The sequence below is a fragment of the Streptomyces sp. NPDC058646 genome (assembly GCF_042716875.1).
GTDB lineage: Bacteria > Actinomycetota > Actinomycetes > Streptomycetales > Streptomycetaceae > Streptomyces.
Genome location: NZ_JBHXRK010000001.1, coordinates 290,385 through 307,937 on the forward strand (window position 1 = coordinate 290,385; position 17,553 = coordinate 307,937).

Below are 17,553 nucleotides of genomic sequence, written 5' to 3' on the forward strand. Positions count from 1 at the left end.
CGATCGTCCGAACCACGCACGATCCACCGGCTCCGGCCCTCCGGACGGCGTACGGGCTACCAGCCCGCCGCATCGCCCGTCAGCTCGCGGATGGCGGGCCGCGCCGCGTCGAGCACGGTCATGAACCAGGCCGAGAACGGTACTTCCGCGTGCCGCTTCGCCAGTTCCGCGGCGGTGACGAAGGCGGTGTCACCCACCTCCGCCGGATCCGGCCGCAGCGCCGCCTGCGCAAGTCCCACGAACAGGTGGTTGTACTCCTGCTCCACCAGACCCGAAGCGGGATCCGGGTGGTTGTAGCGCACGGTGCCCGCTTCCGCGAGCAGCGACGGGGACAGCCCCAGCTCCTCGTGGGTCCGCCGGGCCGCGGCCGCGAAGGGCGACTCCCCGGGGTAGGGGTGACCGCAACAGGTGTTCGACCACACGCCGGGGGAGTGGTACTTGCCGAGGGCGCGCTGCTGGAGCAGCAGACGGCCCTGCTCGTCGAAGAGGAACACCGAGAACGCCCGGTGCAGCTGCCCGGGCGCCTGATGGGCGGAGAGCTTCTCCGCCGTGCCGATGGTGTTGCCGGACTCGTCGACCAGTTCGAGCATGATCGCTTCTTGAGCGCCGGTGCCGTTGGACGCGCCGTTCGCGGCGGTGGCTGGTGTGGTCGGCATACCCATCCTTCGCTTCGGACTTCGGCCTTCAGTCTGCCGTACAAAAGCGGCTTGTCCCTACTTCGGTGATCCGCGCATGTCTGCCCCTCGCCGCGTGGTAAACGGCGAGGGGCAGATCACAGGGCCGGGCGCGTCCTCGGCAGCGGAGGGGGTCAGAGGCCGAAGGGAGCCGGGTACGCGATGGTCCCCGCAGGCACCGGAACCGAATCGTCCAGCACCAGCGCCATCAGCGCCTCGTCAGGCACCTCGAAGGGCGCCCGGATGCCGAAGCGCGACGCCGGGACGAACCCGAAGCGCCGGTAGTACCCGGGATGCCCCAGGACGAGGACCAGCGCCTCGCCGCGCTCCTCCGCCGCGGCGAGCAGGGCCCGGACGACCGCGCTGCCGGCCCCCGAGCGCTGGAGCGCGGGAGCGGTGGCCACCGGCGCCAGGGCGAGCGCCCGCACGCCGTCGACCGCGCACGCCGTCAGCAGGGCGTGCGCGGCCACCGACCCGTCCGGGCCCTCGGCCACGTACGACAGACCCGGCACCCAGGCGTCGTCCGTGCGCAGCGCGTCCACGAGATCCGCCTCCAGCGGGGTCTCGAACGCCGCCCGGACGACCTCCCGGACGGCGGCGGTGTCGGCCCCGGTCTCCGGGCGGGTCCGCCAGGTGCCGCCGTCGCCCGCGCTCACCGGACGCAGGACGTAGCCCGTGCACCGGTACTCGTGGCCGTGGCGCACCCGTACGTCGAGCTCCTCGCGGGTCGCGGCCGACGCCGCCCGCGCCGCGGGGGTCGCCGGGGCCGGGAAGGTGCGCACCCGCTCGGCGAGCGGGCCGTAGTACTCGGCCCAGTCGGAGCCGGGCTGGTGGTGCACGCCGAGCACCTGGTACCCGGCGGCCCGGGCGGCCGCCAGGTTGCCCGCGGTGGAGCGCAGCGGGTAGTGCTCGTCCCAGAAGGCGCGGGCGCCGGCGGACGGATCCGCGACGGTCCACTCGCACTCGGTCAGCACGAGGGTGCCGCCGGGGGCGAGCAGCCTCTTCCACCGCTCGAGCGCGGTGTCGAAGCCGATGGTGTAGGCGGAGCCCTCCGCCCAGACGAGGTCGAAGGAGCCGTCCTCGCAGGGGAGAGCGCCCATGTCGGCCTCGACGGTGCGGACGCGGCCGTCGAGCCCGCGGGCCGCCGCGGCGGTACGGAGCTCGTCGAGGAAGGGCCGGTGGAGGTCGACGGCGGTGACCTCGGCGCCGTCGGCGCCGCCCGCCTCGGCCGCCAGCAGCAGGGCGCTGCGGCCGGGACCGCAGCCCAGGTCCAGTACGCGCGGCCGCTCGGGCAGCGGTCCGCACAGGGACAGCAGGTGCCGGGTGGTGGCGTCCGAACCGGGGGCCTGCCGGGGCAGGCCGTGGTGGAGCGCGAAGAACGCCTCGTGGAGGGCGTCGGCGGAGGCGTGCCCGGAGGTGTCGGAGGTGGTGTGGGTGTTGTCGGTCAACGTGAACCCTCGAACGGGGGCCCCGGCCGACGAGGCGCGATCAGCGGTGCGGCTTGCTCAGCCGTCGGATCGGGCCTGGCCGGGTGCCCGGAAGGAAAGGGGGGTGTGCCGGAGTTCGCTGCCCATGGCCGCGACCTTGACGACGGTCATCAACCCCACCTCCTTCTCGCTCGGTCACCTCTGGACGGCCACTTCTGGATGCCCAGGACGCTTGTGCGGGAGGCGCACGCGTCAGCGGCCACCTTAACATCCGGGCCGGTTTGTGATCTCTGCGCGCGGTCGTCGATGATGATCACGCCCGACCCGGGGTCCCGGATATTCGGCTCGTCGGGGCGTAAACGGGTGGTGAACCCCCGCTTCCATTCATCCGATAGCCTCTGCCGACGTGCCGCCGCCCGACCAGGCGCCGGTCCAGAATCCGTCGCAAGGAGTGAGTTCGTCTGCCGACCGTCATCCTCACCGGCCTGCCGGTCCCCGGATCACCGCTCGCGGACGAGCTGCGCGGACTCGGCTTCGACGTGCGCCCCGCCGCCGGTCCTGAAGAGGCCGCCGCCATGCTGTCCACCGTCCCCGCCGACCAGCGCGTGGCCGTCGTGGACAGCGCCTTCGTCGGCCACGTCCACGCCCTGCGCCTCGCGCTGACCGACCCGCGGTTCGACGCCTGCGCCGTCAGCGGGGCCCTCGCCGTCCAGCCCGCTGCCCGGACGGCCCTGGACAAGGCCGCCGCCACGGCCGCCGCCACGGGCGCCGGCTCCTACGCCGACCGGCTCGCCGCTGAGGCCGAGGCCGCCGGGGCCACCGTCCAGCGGCCCGAGCTCGGCACGCTCGTCGCCGCCGTGCCGGCCACCGCCGCGGAGCGGGACGCGGCCGTCGCCGCCGTCGCCGCCGTGGACGAGGAGGCCGTGCGCCTGCGGACCGCCGTGAAGTCCCGGGACGGCTTCTTCACCACCTTCTTCATCAGCCCGTACTCGCGCTACATCGCCCGCTGGTGCGCACGCCGCGGCCTGACCCCGAACCAGGTCACCACCGCCTCACTGCTCACCGCGCTCGTCGCGGCCGGCTGCGCCGCCACCGGCGACCGCTGGGGCTACGTGGCGGCCGGTGTGCTGCTCCTCGTCTCCTTCGTCCTGGACTGCACCGACGGGCAGCTCGCCCGCTATTCGCTCCAGTACTCGACGATGGGCGCCTGGCTCGACGCGACCTTCGACCGGGCCAAGGAGTACGCCTTCTACGCGGGCCTCGCGCTCGGGGCCGCCCGGAACGGGGACGACGTCTGGGCCCTCGCCCTCGGCGCCATGATCCTCATGACCTGCCGCCACGTCGTCGACTTCTCCTTCAACGAGGCCAACCACGACGCGACCGCGAACACGAGCCCCACGGCCGCCCTGTCCGGGAGGCTCGACAGCGTGGGCTGGACCGTCTGGGTCCGGCGGATGATCATCCTCCCCATCGGTGAGCGCTGGGCGATGATCGCGGTGCTGACCGCCGTCACCACCCCGCGCACCGTCTTCTACGCCCTCCTGATCGGCTGCGCCTTCGGCGCCCTCTACACCACCGCCGGCCGGGTGCTGCGCTCGCTGACGCGCAAGGCGCGCAGGACCGACCGGGCAGCCGCCGCCCTGGCCGAGCTCACCGATTCGGGCCCGGTGGCCCAGGCCTGGGCCACGCTGATCGGCGGGCGGCTGCCCGCCGGCCCGCTGGTGTACGCCCTCGTCGGCTCCGTCCTGATGGTCGGCTCCGCCGTGGACAGCGAGTACGGCGCTCCCTGGCTGATCGGGACCGCCGTGTTCTACGGCATCGCCGCCGGGAAGTCCCTCGAGCGCCCCCTCAAGGGCGCGCTCGACTGGCTGATACCGCCGCTGTTCCGGGCCGCCGAGTACGTGTCCGTCCTCGCCCTCGCCCTCCACGCGGACGTGCCGGGGGCGCTCCCGGCGGCATTCGGCCTGATCGCGGCGGTCGCCTACCATCACTACGACACGGTCTACCGGATCCGCGGTGGCACCGGCGCGCCGCCGCGGTGGCTGGTGTGGACGACCGGAGGTCACGAAGGCCGGGTCCTGCTGGCCGTGGTCCTCGCCGCAGTCCTTCCCCGGGACGCGTTCCCCGTCGCGCTCACGGCCATGGCCGTGTTCGTGGCACTCGTGGTGCTCGTGGAGAGCATCCGCTTCTGGGTCTCCTCCGGAGCACCCGCCGTACATGACGAAGGAGAACCAGCATGATCGGCCTTGTACTCGCTGCCGGTGCCGGACGCCGCCTGCGTCCCTACACCGACACCCTGCCCAAGGCCCTCGTGCCCGTCGGTCCCGAGGGCCAGGAGGAGAGCCTGACGGTTCTCGACCTGACGCTCGGCAACTTCGCCGAGGTCGGCCTCACCGAGGTCGCCGTCGTCGTCGGCTACCGCAAGGAAGCCGTCTACGAGCGCCGCGAGGCGCTCGAGGCCAAGTACGGCGTCAAGATCACGCTGATCGACAACGACAAGGCCGAGGAGTGGAACAACGCCTACTCCCTGTGGTGCGCGCGTGAGGTCCTGAAGCAGGGCGTCATCCTCGCCAACGGCGACACCGTCCACCCGGTCTCGGTCGAGAAGACCCTGCTCGCCGCCCGCGGCGACGGCCGGAAGATCATCCTCGCGCTGGACACGGTCAAGAACCTGGCCGACGAGGAGATGAAGGTCGTCACCGCCGAGGGCCGGGGCGTGCGGAAGATCACCAAGCTGATGGACCCGGCCGACGCCACGGGCGAGTACATCGGCGTCACCCTCATCGAGCCCGAGGCCGCCGAGCAGCTGGCCGAGGCACTGAAGACCACGTTCGAGCGCGACCCCGACCTGTACTACGAGGACGGCTACCAGCAGCTCGTCGACGACGGCTTCACGATCGACGTGGCCCCCATCGGCGACGTCAGGTGGGTCGAGATCGACAACCACGACGACCTCGCCAAGGGCCGGACGATCGCATGCCAGTACTGACGCGGCTCATCCCCTCGCCCGTCGTCGTCGACATCAGCTGCGGGGCGATGGACGACCTGGCCGGCCTCCTGGCCGACCAGCGGATCTCCGCGTCCGGCAAGCTGGCGATCGCGATCAGCGGAGGCTCCGGCCAGGCGCTGCGTGTCAAACTGGAACCCGTGCTGCCGCACGCCGACTGGTACCCGGTGGTCGACGGCACGATCGACTCCGCCGTCAAGCTGGCCGACGACATAAAGGGCCGCCGCTACGACGCCGTCGTGGGCCTGGGCGGAGGCAAGATCATCGACGTGGCGAAGTACGCCGCGGCGCGGGTCGGGCTGCCCATGGTGGCGGTCGCCACCAACCTCTCCCACGACGGCATCTGCTCGCCGGTGTCCATCCTGGACAACGACAACGGCCGCGGCTCCTACGGCGTGCCGACCCCGATCGCGATGGTCATCGACCTCGACGTGATCAAGGACGCCCCCGTACGGTTCATCCGCGCCGGGATCGGCGACGTGATCTCCAACATCTCGGCCATCGCCGACTGGGAGCTCTCGCACCGCCTCACCGACGAGGCCGTCGACGGCCTCGCCGCAGCCATGGCCCGCACCGCCGGTGAGTCCGTACTGCGCCACCCCGGAGGCGTCCGCGACGACGAGTTCCTCACGGTGCTCTCCGAAGCCCTCGTGCTGTCCGGCATCGCCATGTCGATCAGCGGCGACAGCCGCCCCTCCTCGGGCGCCTGCCACGAGATCAGCCATGCCTTCGACCTGCTGTACCCCGGACGTTCGGCCCTCCACGGCGAGCAGGTCGGACTCGGGGCGGCCTTCGCCATGCACCTGCGGGGGGCCGCGGAGAAGTCCGGGCTCTTCGTCGAGGTGCTGCGCCGCCACGGACTGCCCGTGCTGCCCGAGGAGATCGGGTTCAGCGTGGACGAGTTCGTCGCGGCCGTCGAGTACGCCCCCCAGACCCGTCCGGGACGCTTCACCATCCTGGAGCACCTCAACCTGTCCGCAGCCGAGATCAGGGACGCTTACGCCGACTATGCCAAGACCATCCGTAGCTGAACTCCGGCCCGTCGTTCACCCGGCGGGCGTCAAGGACCGGGTCAGCGGCGAGCACTGGGGCGGGCGCCTCTACATGCGCGAGATCTCCCTGCGCATCACCCGCGTCCTGGTCACCACCAAGGTCACGCCGAACCAGCTGACCTACCTGATGACCCTCGCCGGCGTCCTCGCCCTCCCGGCCCTGCTGGTGCCGGGCGTCTGGGGTGCCGTCCTCGGCGTGGTGGCCGTCCAGATGTACCTGCTGCTCGACTGCGTCGACGGCGAGGTCGCCCGCTGGAAGAAGCAGTTCTCGCTCTCCGGGGTCTACCTGGACCGGGTCGGCGCCTACCTGTGCGACGCGGCCGTCCTCGTCGGCTTCGGCCTGCGCGCCGCGGACCTGTGGGGCAGCGGCCGCATCGACTGGCTGTGGGCCTTCCTGGGCACCCTCGCGGCGCTCGGCGCGATCCTGATCAAGGCCGAGACCGATCTGGTGGGCGTCGCGCGCCACCAGGCCGGGAAGCCGGTGGTCCAGGACGCCGCGGCCGAGCCGCGCTCCTCCGGCATGGCCCTCGCCCGCCGGGCCGCCGCCGCGCTCAAGTTCCACCGCCTGGTCCTCGGCATCGAGGCCTCCCTGCTGATCCTGGTGCTGGCCGTCCTGGACCAGGTCCGCGGCGACCTGTTCTTCTCCCGGCTGGGTGTCGCCGTACTGGCCGGCATCGCGCTGCTCCAGACCCTGCTGCACCTGGTGTCGATCCTGGCCTCGAGCAGGCTCAAGTGAGCGCCCCGATGCGGCTGGGCGCCGTGATCATCACCATGGGCAACCGGCCCGACGAGCTCAAGGCGCTCCTCGACTCGGTGGCCCGGCAGCAGGGCGACCCGGTCGAGGTCGTCGTCGTGGGCCAGGGCGTCGAGGTCACCGGCCTCCCCGAGGGCGTCCGTACCGTGGCGCTGCCCGAGAACCTGGGCATCCCCGGCGGCCGCAACGTCGGCATCGAGGCCTTCGGCCCCGGGGGCCGCGACGTGGACGCGCTGCTCTTCCTCGACGACGACGGGCTGCTGGAGCGGACCGACACCGCCGAGCTGTGCCGCCAGGCCTTCGCCGAGGACCCCCGGCTCGGGATCATCAGCTTCCGGATCGCCGATCCGGAGACCGGTGAGACCCAGCGCCGGCACGTGCCCCGGCTGCGCGCCTCGGACCCGATGCGCTCCTCCCGCGTGACCACCTTCCTGGGCGGCGCCAACGCCGTCCGCACGTCGGTGTTCGATCAGGTGGGACCGCTGCCGGGGGAGTTCTTCTACGCCCACGAGGAGACCGACCTGGCCTGGCGGGCGCTCGACGCAGGGTGGCTGATCGACTACCGGGCGGACATGGTGCTGCTGCACCCGACCACCGCCCCCTCCCGGCACGCGGTCTACCACCGTATGGTTGCCCGTAACCGGGTGTGGCTCGCCCGCCGCAACCTGCCCGCTCCGCTGGTCCCGGTCTACCTGGGCGTCTGGCTCCTGCTGACGCTCCTGCGCAGGCCTTCGGTACCGGCTCTCAAGGCCTGGTTCGGCGGCTTCAGGGAGGGATGGACCACTCCCTGCGGTCCCCGGCGCCCCATGAGATGGCGCACGGTCTGGCGGCTGACCCGGCTGGGCAGACCACCTGTCATCTGACGACCCCGCGTCTGGGACCATGGCGCGATCACGGGCCTCGTGCCACCAGCCTGATGCCCGATCCGGCCGCATCTTGAAGACGAAAGTTTCAACTTGTGAGTGACACAACCCACGACGGCGCCCTCGCCACGAGCAGGCCGCCGTCCGAAGACGCGGGGCTGGGCCCCGCGGAGCTCGCCCGGAAGTACGGCCTCTCCGTGAGCGGCGCCCGGCCCGGTCTGGGCGAGTACGTGCGGCAGCTCTGGGGTCGGCGCCACTTCATCCTGGCCTTCTCCCGCGCCAAGCTGGTCGCGCAGTACAGCCAGGCGAAGCTCGGCCAGGTCTGGCAGGTGGCGACCCCGCTGCTGAACGCGGCCGTCTACTGGCTGATCTTCGGCCTGATCCTCGGCGCGGGCCGGGAGATGCCGGAGGGCGTCTACGTCCCGTTCCTGATGATGGGCATCTTCGTCTTCACGTTCACCCAGAGTTCGGTGATGGCGGGCGTCCGGGCGATCTCCGGCAACCTCGGCCTGGTGCGGGCCCTGCACTTCCCGCGCGCCGCCCTGCCGGTGTCCTTCTCGCTCCAGCAGCTCCAGCAGCTGCTGTACTCGATGGTCGTCGTCTTCGTGATCGCCGTCAGCTTCGGCAACTACCCGCGGCTGTCCTGGCTGCTGGTGGTCCCCACGCTGGCGCTGCAGTTCGTCTTCAACACCGGCCTCGCCATGATCTTCGCGCGGATGGGCTCCAAGACCCCCGACCTCGCGCAGCTGATGCCCTTCGTGATGCGTACCTGGATGTACGCCTCCGGGGTCATGTTCCCGATCGGGATCTACCTCAAGGACCAGCCGCAGTGGATCAGTGACGTGCTGCTGTGGAACCCGGTCGCGATCTACATGGACCTCATCCGGTTCGCGCTGATCGACGACTACGGCAGCAGCAACCTGCCCCCGCACGTCTGGCTCTTCGCAGTGGGCTGGGCCGCCGTGATCGGCCTCGGCGGCTTCGTGTACTTCTGGAAGTCTGAGGAGCGTTACGGCCGTGGCTGACAACACCAAGGGGCGCGTCCCCACCGTGATCGCGGACGAAGTCCACATCGTCTACCGGGTCAACACCGGCGGCGCCGGCAGGGGCGCGGCCACCGCGGCCCTCAGCAAGATCCTCCGCCGGGGCAAGGGCGACGCCCCGGGCGTCCGCCGGGTCCACGCCGTGCGCGGGGTCTCCTTCACCGCGTACCGGGGCGAGGCCATCGGCCTCATCGGCTCCAACGGTTCCGGCAAGTCCACGCTTCTGCGGGCCATCGCGGGCCTGCTGCCCTGCGAGTCCGGCAAGGTCTACACCGACGGCCAGCCCTCGCTGCTGGGTGTCAACGCCGCACTGATGAACGACCTCACCGGCGAGCGCAACATCGTTCTCGGCGGTCTCGCGATGGGGATGACCCGCGAGCAGATCAAGGAGCGGTACCAGAGCATCGTCGACTTCTCGGGCATCAACGAGAAGGGCGATTTCATCTCCCTGCCGATGCGCACCTACTCCTCTGGCATGGCGGCGCGTCTGCGTTTCTCCATCGCGGCAGCCAAGGACCACGACGTCCTGATGATCGACGAGGCGCTGGCCACCGGTGACCGCAGCTTCCAGGTGCGTTCCGAGGACCGTATCCGCGAACTGCGGGAGAAGGCCGGCACCGTCTTCCTGGTGAGCCACAACAACAAGTCCATCCGCGACACCTGCGACCGCGTGCTGTGGCTGGAGAAGGGCGAACTCCTGATGGACGGGCCCACGGAGGAAGTCGTCTCGGCATACGAGAAGGCCACCAACGGCTGATCCGGGCGCCGCGGCGCCCTGCGCGCCGCCCCCCGGCGGACCCCCGCAGGCCCCCACCGCTCAGCGCGGCGGGGGCCTCGGCATGTCCTTACGCGCAGCAGGACGACATTCAGTGGCGGAGCGAATACCCCAGAGGCTTCCGCGCCGTTGTACAGCGTAAGCTGAAGCCGTCCTGAATCGGGGACAAGAGGGGACGATTCCCCGCAGGTGAACGGCCCGGGGACCCCCGGGGAATACCTGGCGGCGTGTCCGAAATAGGATGTATTAGGTCGGCAGTGTAGAACGGGAGATGTGACGGCAATGGCTACGGGAATTCTCCGGCCCCCAGGCACTACGGCCGTCCCCGCCCCGGGCGGCGGGCGGTGACCCCGGGGTACAGCACCCGCCCCCTGCCCGACACCGATCACACGCGCGCCACCCTGGACAAGGCCCGGACGGAGAACTTCCCCGTCGCCCCCGCCTTCCTTCCCCGCGCCTGGCGCGAGGGCCTCATGGCCGTCTACGGGTACGCCCGCCTCGTCGACGACATCGGCGACGGCGACCTCCTCCCCGGCGGCAGGGACGCCGAGCTCCTCGGCCTCGACCCCGCCGCCGCGGACGACCGGCTCGCCGTGCTCGACGCCTTCGAGGCCGACCTGCTGCGCGTCTTCGGCGGCTCCGGCGGCGACCCCCGCCACCCGCTGCTCCTCGCCCTCCGGCCCGTCGTCCGCGCCCACGGCCTCACCCCGGAGCCCTTCCTCGGCCTGATCGAGGCCAACCGCCAGGACCAGCGCGTCACCCGTTACGAGACGTACGAGGACCTCGCCGCCTACTGCGAGCTGTCCGCCCACCCGGTGGGCCGCCTCGTCCTGTCCCTCACCGGCACCAGCACCCCCGAACGGATCCGCCGTTCCGACGCCGTGTGCACCGCCCTGCAGATCGCCGAACACCTCCAGGACGTCACCGAGGACCTCGGCCGCGACCGGATCTACCTGCCCGCCGAGGACATGCGCCGCTTCCACGTGACGGAGGCCGACCTGCGGGCTCCGTCCGCCGGGGCCTCCGTACGGTCCCTGATCGCCTTCGAGACGCAGCGCGCCCGCGACCTCCTGGACGAGGGCGGACCGCTCGTGGGCAGCGTCCACGGCCGGCTCCGGCTGCTCCTCGCGGGCTTCGTGGGAGGCGGGCGCGCCGCCCTGGGAGCCGTCACCGCCGCCGGCTTCGACGTACTTCCCGGCCCGCCCAAGCCCACCAAGAGCGGCCTGATCCGCGAGGTGGCCGCCGTCCTGCGCACAGCGCCGAGAAAGAGGTGAGCCCGATCGTGGAGGGCCCCGCACACCCGTCCGCACCGGTCCTGGCCGCCTACAGCTACTGCGAGGCCGTCACCGGCTCGCAGGCGCGCAACTTCGCCTACGGCATCCGGCTGCTGCCCACGGACAAGCGGCAGGCGATGAGCGCCCTGTACGCCTTCTCCCGGCGCGTCGACGACATCGGCGACGGCACGCTCGCCCCGGAGGCCAAGCTGGCCCGCCTGGAGGAGACCCGCGCCCTGCTCGGACGGATCCGTTCCGCGGACGTCGACGAGGACGACACCGACCCGGTCGCCGTCGCGCTCACGCACGCCGCACGCCGCTTCCCGATCCCGCTCGGCGGCCTCGACGAACTCATCGACGGCGTCCTGATGGACGTCCGCGGCGAGACCTACGAGACCTGGGACGACCTCAAGGCCTACTGCCGCTGCGTGGCCGGGGCCATCGGCCGGCTCTCGCTCGGCGTGTTCGGCACCGTGCACACCGCGGTCCCCGGCTCGGACGCCTCGCGCGCCGGGGAATACGCCGACACCCTCGGGCTCGCCCTGCAGCTGACCAACATCCTCCGGGACGTCCGCGAGGACGCGGCCAACGGACGCACCTACCTGCCCGCCGAGGACCTCGCCAAGTTCGGCTGCTCCGAAGGCTTCCACGGCGACCGGGCACCCGCCGGCGCCGACTTCGCCGGGCTCGTCCACCACGAAGTGCGGCGCGCCCGCGCCCTGTTCGTCGAGGGGTACCGGCTGCTGCCCCTGCTCGACCGCCGCAGCGGTGCCTGCGTGGCCGCCATGGCGGGCATCTACCGGCGCCTGCTCGACCGCATCGAGCGGGAGCCCGAGGCCGTGCTGCGCGGCCGCGTCTCCCTGCCGACGCACGAGAAGGCCTACGTCGCCGTGCGCGGCCTGTCCGGCCTCGACGCGCGGACCATCTCCCGCCAGAGCACGAGGAGGCGGACCTGATGACCCGGACCACCTCCGCCCCGGCGCTCCCGCGCGCCGGGCAAGCAACCCCCGCGCGGGCCGCCGCGTCCGACCGTACGGGCGCCGCGCACACGGACGCGGGCCGCGCCGCGGCCACCGGCGCGCCCGGACCCGCGCCTGCCCGCCGGCAGGCCGCTCCGGCAGGGCAGCACACGACGGGGGAGGGCGCATGAGCAACACCGACACCGACAACGGCACCGACAACGGAGGCCGGGCGGGCGCCGGCCGTGCCGTCGTCGTGGGCGGCGGACTCGCCGGGGTCACCACCGCGCTCGAACTCGCCGACGCCGGACTCCGGGTCACCCTGCTCGAAGGCCGCCCGCGGCTCGGCGGGCTCGCCTTCTCCTTCAAGCGCGGCGAACTCACCGTGGACAACGGCCAGCACGTGTACCTGCGCTGCTGCACCGCCTACCGCTGGTTCCTCGACCGCGTCGACGGAGCCGCGCTCGCCCCCCTCCAGGACCGCCTCGACGTCCCCGTCCTCGACGTCGCGCACCCCCGCGGACCGCGCCTGGGCCGGCTGCGCCGCAGCGCCCTGCCCGTCCCCCTGCACCTGGCCGCGTCACTGGCCACCTACCCGCACCTCTCCCTCGCCGAGCGGGCGGGCGTCGGCCGCGCCGCCCTCGCGCTGCGCCGCCTCGACCCCGCCGACCCGGCGCTCGACGGCATCGACTTCGCGACCTGGCTCGGCCGCTACGGCCAGTCCCCGCGCACCATCGAGGCCCTCTGGGACCTCGTCGGCGTCGCCACCCTCAACGCCACCGCAGACCAGTCCTCCCTCGGTCTCGCCGCCATGGTCTTCAAGACCGGCCTGCTCTCCGAGAACGGCGCCGCCGACATCGGCTGGGCCCGCGTACCGCTCGGAGACCTGCACGACACCCTCGCCGGCAAGGCGCTCGCCGCGGCCGGCGTGCGGACGGTCCTGCGCGCCCGGGCCACCGCGGTGTCCCCCGTCCCGGAGGGCGGTTGGCGCGTCGACACCGAGGAGGAGTCCCTCGACGCGGACACCGTCGTCCTCGCCGTCCCGCAGCGCGAGGCGCATGCACTGCTGCCCGCCGGGGCCCTGCCCGACCCCGACAAGCTCCTCGACATCGGCACCGCGCCGATCCTCAACGTCCACGTCGTCTACGACCGCAAGGTGCTCAAGCAGCCCTTCTTCGCCGCCCTCGGCTCCCCGGTCCAGTGGGTCTTCGACCGCACCGACTCCTCCGGGCTCCCCGACGGAGGCCAGTACCTCGCACTGTCCCAGTCGGTCGCCCAGGACGACATCGACGAACCCGTATCGGTCCTGCGGCACAAGTACCTGCCCGAGCTGGAGCGGCTGCTGCCCGCCGCGCGCGGCGCCAAGGTACGGGACTTCTTCGTCACCCGGGAACGCACCGCGACCTTCGCCCCCACCCCCGGCGTCGGCCGGCTGCGCCCCGGGCCGCGGACCGACACGCCGGGGCTCTACCTCGCCGGTGCATGGACCGCGACCGGTTGGCCCGCGACCATGGAGAGCGCCGTCCGGAGCGGACTGAGCGCGGCACACGCCGCACTCGCCGCGCTCGGCCGCCCCCGGGAACACCCGCTGCAGGAGACGGCATGACGACCAGCACGACCAGCACAGCACGTACAGGAACCAGAGGAGAGCCAGTGAACCCGGGGAATCCGGCTGTCGAGAACACGGGTGCCGGTGTGGGCACAGCCGGAAGGGGAGCCGAGAAGGCGGACACGGTCGCCCTCCTGGAGCGCGGCCGCACGCTGACGACCCCCGTGCTCCGGGCCGCCGTTGACCGGCTCGCGGCGCCCATGGACACCGTCGCCGCCTACCACTTCGGCTGGATCGACGCCCACGGCAACCCGGCGGACGGCGACGGCGGCAAGGCCGTCCGCCCCGCACTCGCCCTGCTCTCCGCCGAGGCCGCGGGCGCCGCCGCCGAGGTGGGCGTGCCCGGCGCGGTCGCGGTCGAGCTGGTGCACAACTTCTCGCTGCTGCACGACGACCTGATGGACGGCGACGAGCAGCGCCGCCACCGCGACACGGTGTGGAAGGTGCACGGCCCCGCCCAGGCCATCCTCGTCGGCGACGCGCTCTTCGCCCTCGCCAACGAGGTGCTGCTGGAGTTGGGCACCGTCGAGGCGGGGCGCGCCGCGCGCCGGCTGACCACCGCCACCCGCAAGCTCATCGACGGGCAGGCGCAGGACATCTCGTACGAGCACCGCGAGAGCGTCAGCGTCGAGGAGTGCCTGGAGATGGAGGGCAACAAGACCGGCGCCCTCCTCGCCTGCGCCGTCTCGATCGGCGCCGTCCTCGGCGGCGCGGACGACCGCACCGCCGACAAGCTGGAGGAGTACGGCTACCACCTGGGCCTCGCCTTCCAGGCCGTCGACGACCTCCTCGGCATCTGGGGCGACCCCGAGGCCACGGGCAAGCAGACCTGGAGCGACCTGCGCCAGCGCAAGAAGTCCCTGCCGGTCGTCGCCGCCCTCGCGGCGGGCGGACCCGCCTGCGAGGAACTCGCCGAGCTGCTCTCGGCCGACGCCAAGAGCAACGACTTCGAGAACTTCTCCGAGGAGGAGTTCGCCGCCCGGGCGGCGCTCATCGAGGCGGCCGGCGGCCGCCGGTGGACCGCCGACGAGGCCCGCCGCCAGCACGCCGTCGCCATCCGGGCCCTGGACGACGTCGACATGCCCCAGCGGGTGCGCGACCAGCTCGTCGCCCTCGCCGACTTCGTCGTCGTGCGCAAGAGGTGATCGCCACCCGGTCCCAGATATGAATCGCGAGTCGCCGGCCGGCGCCGCCGCCTGAGGGCGGCGAGCACCGGCCGACGGCAGACCCCAGCACAGCAGAGGACACTGTTCTAAGGGGAAGCCATGACAGCGACGACCGACGACGCCGCGGACGCCCGCGGCGCCGCCAGCGAGGTGAACGCCGTGCCGCGTTCCGCCTCCCGTCCGGCGACGGGGATCCCGCCGGACGCGACGGGCCGGGGCGGCCCGGGCACGGCCGCGCCGCCCGGCGCGCCCGCCCCGGGCCGGAACCCCGTACGGGCAGCCGCCGCGGACCCGCCCCCGCCGCCGGAGGACGACCCGCAGGGCGTGCGCGAGGCCGTCGCACGGGCGACCCGGCAGCTGCTCGCACGCCAGGACCCCCAGGGCTGGTGGAAGGGCGACCTGGAGACCAACGTCACAATGGACGCCGAGGACCTGCTGCTGCGCCAGTTCCTCGGGATCCGGGACGAGAGGACCACCGCGGCCGCCGCCCTGTTCATCCGCGGCGAGCAGCGGGACGACGGCACCTGGGCCACCTTCCACGGCGGCCCGCCCGAACTCTCCGCCACCATCGAGGCGTACGTGGCCCTGCGCCTCGCCGGTGACGCGCCGGACGCCCCGCACATGGTCCGCGCCTCGGCCTGGATCCGCGCCCACGGCGGGATCGCCGCCGCCCGGGTCTTCACCCGCATCTGGCTGGCCCTCTTCGGCTGGTGGAGCTGGGAACACCTCCCCGAACTCCCGCCCGAGCTGGTGTTCCTGCCCCCGTGGGTCCCGCTGAACATCTACGACTTCGGCTGCTGGGCCCGGCAGACCATCGTCCCGCTGACGGTCGTCTCCGCGATGCGCCCGGTCCGCCCGGCCCCCTTCGCCCTGGACGAGCTGCACGCCGACGCGAGGGTGCCGAACCCGCCCGAACGGCTCGCCCCGCTGGCCAGTTGGGAGGGGGCCTTCCAGCGGGTGGACCGGGCCCTGCACGTCTACCGGCGGTTCGCCCCGCGCCGGCTGCGCAAGGCGGCCATGGCCTCCGCGGGCCGCTGGATCATCGAGCGTCAGGAGAACGACGGCTGCTGGGGCGGGATCCAGCCGCCCGCCGTCTACTCCGTCATCGCCCTGCACCTCCTCGGCTACGACCTGCGGCACCCGGTCATGCGGGCCGGCCTGGAATCGCTGGACCGGTTCGCGGTGTGGCGCGAGGACGGCGCCCGGATGATCGAGGCCTGCCAGTCGCCGGTCTGGGACACCTGCCTCGCCGCGATCGCCCTGGCCGACGCGGGGCTGCCGCCCGACCATCCGGCGCTGGTCAAGGCCGCCGACTGGATGCTCGGCGAGGAGATCGTCCGCAGCGGGGACTGGGCCGTGCGGCGGCCCGCCCTGGCCCCCGGCGGCTGGGCCTTCGAGTTCCACAACGACACGTACCCCGACATCGACGACACCGCCGAAGTGGTCCTCGCGCTCCGCAGGATCAAGCACCCCGACCCCGCCCGGGTCGAGGCGGCCATCGCCCGCGGGGTGTCCTGGAACCTGGGCATGCAGTCGCGCAACGGAGCCTGGGGCGCCTTCGACGCCGACAACACCAGCCCCTTCCCCAACCGGCTGCCCTTCTGCGACTTCGGCGAGGTCATCGACCCGCCCTCGGCCGACGTCACCGCCCACGTGGTGGAGATGCTCGCCTTCGAGGGCATGGCCGGTGACACCCGCACCCGGCGCGGCATCGCCTGGCTGCTCGCCGAACAGGAGCCGGAAGGCGGCTGGTTCGGCCGCTGGGGCACCAACTACGTGTACGGGACCGGCTCGGTGGTCCCCGCGCTGACAGCGGCGGGCATCGCCCCGGGACATCCCGCGATCCGGCGGGCGGTGCGCTGGCTGGAATCCGTACAGAACGCGGACGGCGGCTGGGGCGAGGACCAGCGCTCCTACAAGGACCGGTCGTGGGCCGGCAAGGGGGCCTCCACCGCCTCCCAGACCGCGTGGGCGCTGATGGCCCTGCTGTCGGCCGGCGAGCGGGACAGCCAGGCCGTGCGGCGAGGCGTCGCCCACCTGGTGCGGACGCAGGAGGAGGACGGCTCCTGGGACGAGCCGTACTTCACGGGCACCGGCTTCCCCTGGGACTTCTCCATCAACTACCACCTGTACCGGCAGGTGTTCCCGCTCACCGCGCTCGGCCGCTACCTGCACGGAGAGCCGCCCGCGGCGTGCGCACCGCAGGCGGCATCCGCGGCGTCGGTGCCGGCCGTGTCGGCAGCCGGGTTCCCGGCCCCCGTGGAGCGCAGGGCTGCTGCCGGGGCCGGGGAGACGTGATCTCCGCCGAGGCGGCCGCCCCGCTGCTGGTCGCCTGCGCGCTGCGCATCGAGGAGGCCGCGCTGCGGAGCGCGGCCCGCGGAGCCCGCACGCCGGCCGGGTCCGGGCACACCCTGCTGCGCACCGGCATGGGTCCGCGGGCGGCCGGGCGGGTCGTCGGACGGGCCCTGGACCGGCCCGGGATGGACCGGGCCGCCGTCCTCGCGACAGGCTTCTGCGCGGGACTGGTCCCCGGCATGCACCCCGGCGACCTGGTCCTCGCCGAGCGGACCCGCGACCCGCAGGGCGACGTCACCTGCACCGGCACCGCCCTGCTCGCCGAGGCACTGGCCCGGGCCGCACCCGGCCGGACCGTGCACATCGGCCCCCTGACCGGATCCGACCACGTCGTCCGCGGCCAGGAGCGCGCGCAGCTGCGCGCCACCGGCGCCATCGCCGTGGACATGGAGTCCGCGGCCACGCTGTGGACCGCCACGGGCGGCGGCAGCCGCCCGGTTGCGGCCGTCCGGGTGGTCGTGGACGCTCCCGAGCACGAGCTCGTCCGCATCGGCACGGTCCGCGGTGGAATATCGGCCTTCCGTGTACTGCGTGCCGTACTGCCCGCGTTCTACGACTGGCACCGTTCTTTGCTGCTCCCCAGGAGGTGAGCCAG

16 protein-coding genes are annotated in these 17,553 nt (G+C 72.9%); 14 read left to right on the forward strand and 2 right to left on the reverse strand.

Features of this window, described 5'->3' with window-relative positions; all coding sequences use genetic code 11:
• Positions 1–56: 56 nt before the first annotated feature.
• The gene (gene idi, locus ACFWUZ_RS01300; RefSeq protein ID WP_384365104.1) at positions 57–656 is read right to left on the reverse strand and encodes an isopentenyl-diphosphate Delta-isomerase; all 600 of its coding nucleotides are present in this window, start codon (positions 654–656) and stop codon (positions 57–59) included.
• Between the two features lie 152 nt (positions 657–808).
• Positions 809–2,122 carry a GNAT family N-acetyltransferase gene (locus ACFWUZ_RS01305; RefSeq protein ID WP_384365107.1) on the reverse strand — a complete coding sequence of 438 codons (1,314 nt, stop codon included), beginning with the start codon at positions 2,120–2,122 and terminating at the stop codon, positions 809–811.
• A gap of 440 nt (positions 2,123–2,562) precedes the next feature.
• Here ACFWUZ_RS01305 and ACFWUZ_RS01310 point away from each other — a divergent pair, with 440 nt between their 5' ends.
• The 14 genes from ACFWUZ_RS01310 to ACFWUZ_RS01375 all read left to right on the forward strand — a co-directional run bounded on the left by ACFWUZ_RS01310 (position 2,563) and on the right by ACFWUZ_RS01375 (position 17,548).
• Positions 2,563–4,341 (forward strand): DUF5941 domain-containing protein, encoded by a 1,779-nt coding sequence (locus ACFWUZ_RS01310; protein WP_384366259.1) that lies wholly within the window; start codon positions 2,563–2,565, stop codon positions 4,339–4,341.
• Positions 4,338–5,090 (forward strand): sugar phosphate nucleotidyltransferase, encoded by a 753-nt coding sequence (locus ACFWUZ_RS01315; RefSeq protein ID WP_384365110.1) that lies wholly within the window; start codon positions 4,338–4,340, stop codon positions 5,088–5,090. Before ACFWUZ_RS01310 ends, ACFWUZ_RS01315 begins: the two co-directional genes overlap by 4 nt.
• Positions 5,078–6,139: an iron-containing alcohol dehydrogenase family protein gene (locus tag ACFWUZ_RS01320; RefSeq protein WP_384365113.1), complete on the forward strand. Its 1,062-nt coding sequence runs from the start codon at positions 5,078–5,080 to the stop codon at positions 6,137–6,139. Before ACFWUZ_RS01315 ends, ACFWUZ_RS01320 begins: the two co-directional genes overlap by 13 nt.
• Positions 6,117–6,896: a CDP-alcohol phosphatidyltransferase family protein gene (locus ACFWUZ_RS01325; RefSeq protein ID WP_384365116.1), complete on the forward strand. Its 780-nt coding sequence runs from the start codon at positions 6,117–6,119 to the stop codon at positions 6,894–6,896. Before ACFWUZ_RS01320 ends, ACFWUZ_RS01325 begins: the two co-directional genes overlap by 23 nt.
• 8 nt (positions 6,897–6,904) lie before the next feature.
• Positions 6,905–7,777, forward strand: coding sequence for a glycosyltransferase family 2 protein (locus tag ACFWUZ_RS01330; protein ID WP_384366262.1), 873 nt, complete (start codon positions 6,905–6,907; stop codon positions 7,775–7,777).
• A gap of 95 nt (positions 7,778–7,872) precedes the next feature.
• A complete protein-coding gene (locus ACFWUZ_RS01335) occupies positions 7,873–8,802 on the forward strand; it encodes an ABC transporter permease (RefSeq protein ID WP_384365119.1) in 930 nt (309 codons plus the stop codon).
• Positions 8,795–9,577 (forward strand): ABC transporter ATP-binding protein, encoded by a 783-nt coding sequence (locus ACFWUZ_RS01340; protein WP_384365122.1) that lies wholly within the window; start codon positions 8,795–8,797, stop codon positions 9,575–9,577. Before ACFWUZ_RS01335 ends, ACFWUZ_RS01340 begins: the two co-directional genes overlap by 8 nt.
• A gap of 362 nt (positions 9,578–9,939) precedes the next feature.
• Positions 9,940–10,869 carry a squalene synthase HpnC gene (gene hpnC / locus ACFWUZ_RS01345; RefSeq protein ID WP_384365125.1) on the forward strand — a complete coding sequence of 310 codons (930 nt, stop codon included), beginning with the start codon at positions 9,940–9,942 and terminating at the stop codon, positions 10,867–10,869.
• Positions 10,866–11,825, forward strand: a complete 960-nt coding sequence (gene hpnD / locus ACFWUZ_RS01350) for a presqualene diphosphate synthase HpnD (RefSeq protein ID WP_384365128.1) — start codon at positions 10,866–10,868, stop codon at positions 11,823–11,825. Before hpnC ends, hpnD begins: the two co-directional genes overlap by 4 nt.
• Entirely contained in the window at positions 11,825–12,019 is a 195-nt protein-coding gene (locus ACFWUZ_RS01355; RefSeq protein WP_384365131.1) for a hypothetical protein, read from the forward strand. Before hpnD ends, ACFWUZ_RS01355 begins: the two co-directional genes overlap by 1 nt.
• Positions 12,016–13,434: a hydroxysqualene dehydroxylase HpnE gene (hpnE, locus tag ACFWUZ_RS01360; RefSeq protein WP_384365134.1), complete on the forward strand. Its 1,419-nt coding sequence runs from the start codon at positions 12,016–12,018 to the stop codon at positions 13,432–13,434. The genes ACFWUZ_RS01355 and hpnE overlap by 4 nt, the downstream gene beginning before the upstream one ends.
• Positions 13,435–13,481: 47 nt before the next feature.
• Positions 13,482–14,582: a polyprenyl synthetase family protein gene (locus ACFWUZ_RS01365; protein WP_384365137.1), complete on the forward strand. Its 1,101-nt coding sequence runs from the start codon at positions 13,482–13,484 to the stop codon at positions 14,580–14,582.
• A 120-nt stretch (positions 14,583–14,702) separates the two neighbouring features.
• Entirely contained in the window at positions 14,703–16,901 is a 2,199-nt protein-coding gene (gene shc / locus ACFWUZ_RS01370) for a squalene--hopene cyclase (RefSeq protein WP_384365140.1), read from the forward strand.
• Positions 16,898–17,548 (forward strand): 1-hydroxy-2-methyl-2-butenyl 4-diphosphate reductase, encoded by a 651-nt coding sequence (locus ACFWUZ_RS01375; RefSeq protein ID WP_384365143.1) that lies wholly within the window; start codon positions 16,898–16,900, stop codon positions 17,546–17,548. Before shc ends, ACFWUZ_RS01375 begins: the two co-directional genes overlap by 4 nt.
• The last annotated feature ends 5 nt before the right edge of the window (positions 17,549–17,553 follow it).

Excerpts from the sequence above, each read along its gene's own strand:
- idi (WP_384365104.1), bottom strand. The coding sequence starts at position 656 with ATGCCGACCACACCAGCCACCGCCGCGAACGGCGCGTCCAACGGCACC.
- ACFWUZ_RS01315 (WP_384365110.1), top strand. The coding sequence starts at position 4,338 with ATGATCGGCCTTGTACTCGCTGCCGGTGCCGGACGCCGCCTGCGTCCC.
- ACFWUZ_RS01320 (WP_384365113.1), top strand. The coding sequence starts at position 5,078 with ATGCCAGTACTGACGCGGCTCATCCCCTCGCCCGTCGTCGTCGACATC.
- ACFWUZ_RS01325 (WP_384365116.1), top strand. The coding sequence starts at position 6,117 with ATGCCAAGACCATCCGTAGCTGAACTCCGGCCCGTCGTTCACCCGGCG.
- ACFWUZ_RS01330 (WP_384366262.1), top strand. The coding sequence starts at position 6,905 with ATGCGGCTGGGCGCCGTGATCATCACCATGGGCAACCGGCCCGACGAG.
- ACFWUZ_RS01355 (WP_384365131.1), top strand. The coding sequence starts at position 11,825 with ATGACCCGGACCACCTCCGCCCCGGCGCTCCCGCGCGCCGGGCAAGCA.
- hpnE (WP_384365134.1), top strand. The coding sequence starts at position 12,016 with ATGAGCAACACCGACACCGACAACGGCACCGACAACGGAGGCCGGGCG.
- shc (WP_384365140.1), top strand. The coding sequence starts at position 14,703 with ATGACAGCGACGACCGACGACGCCGCGGACGCCCGCGGCGCCGCCAGC.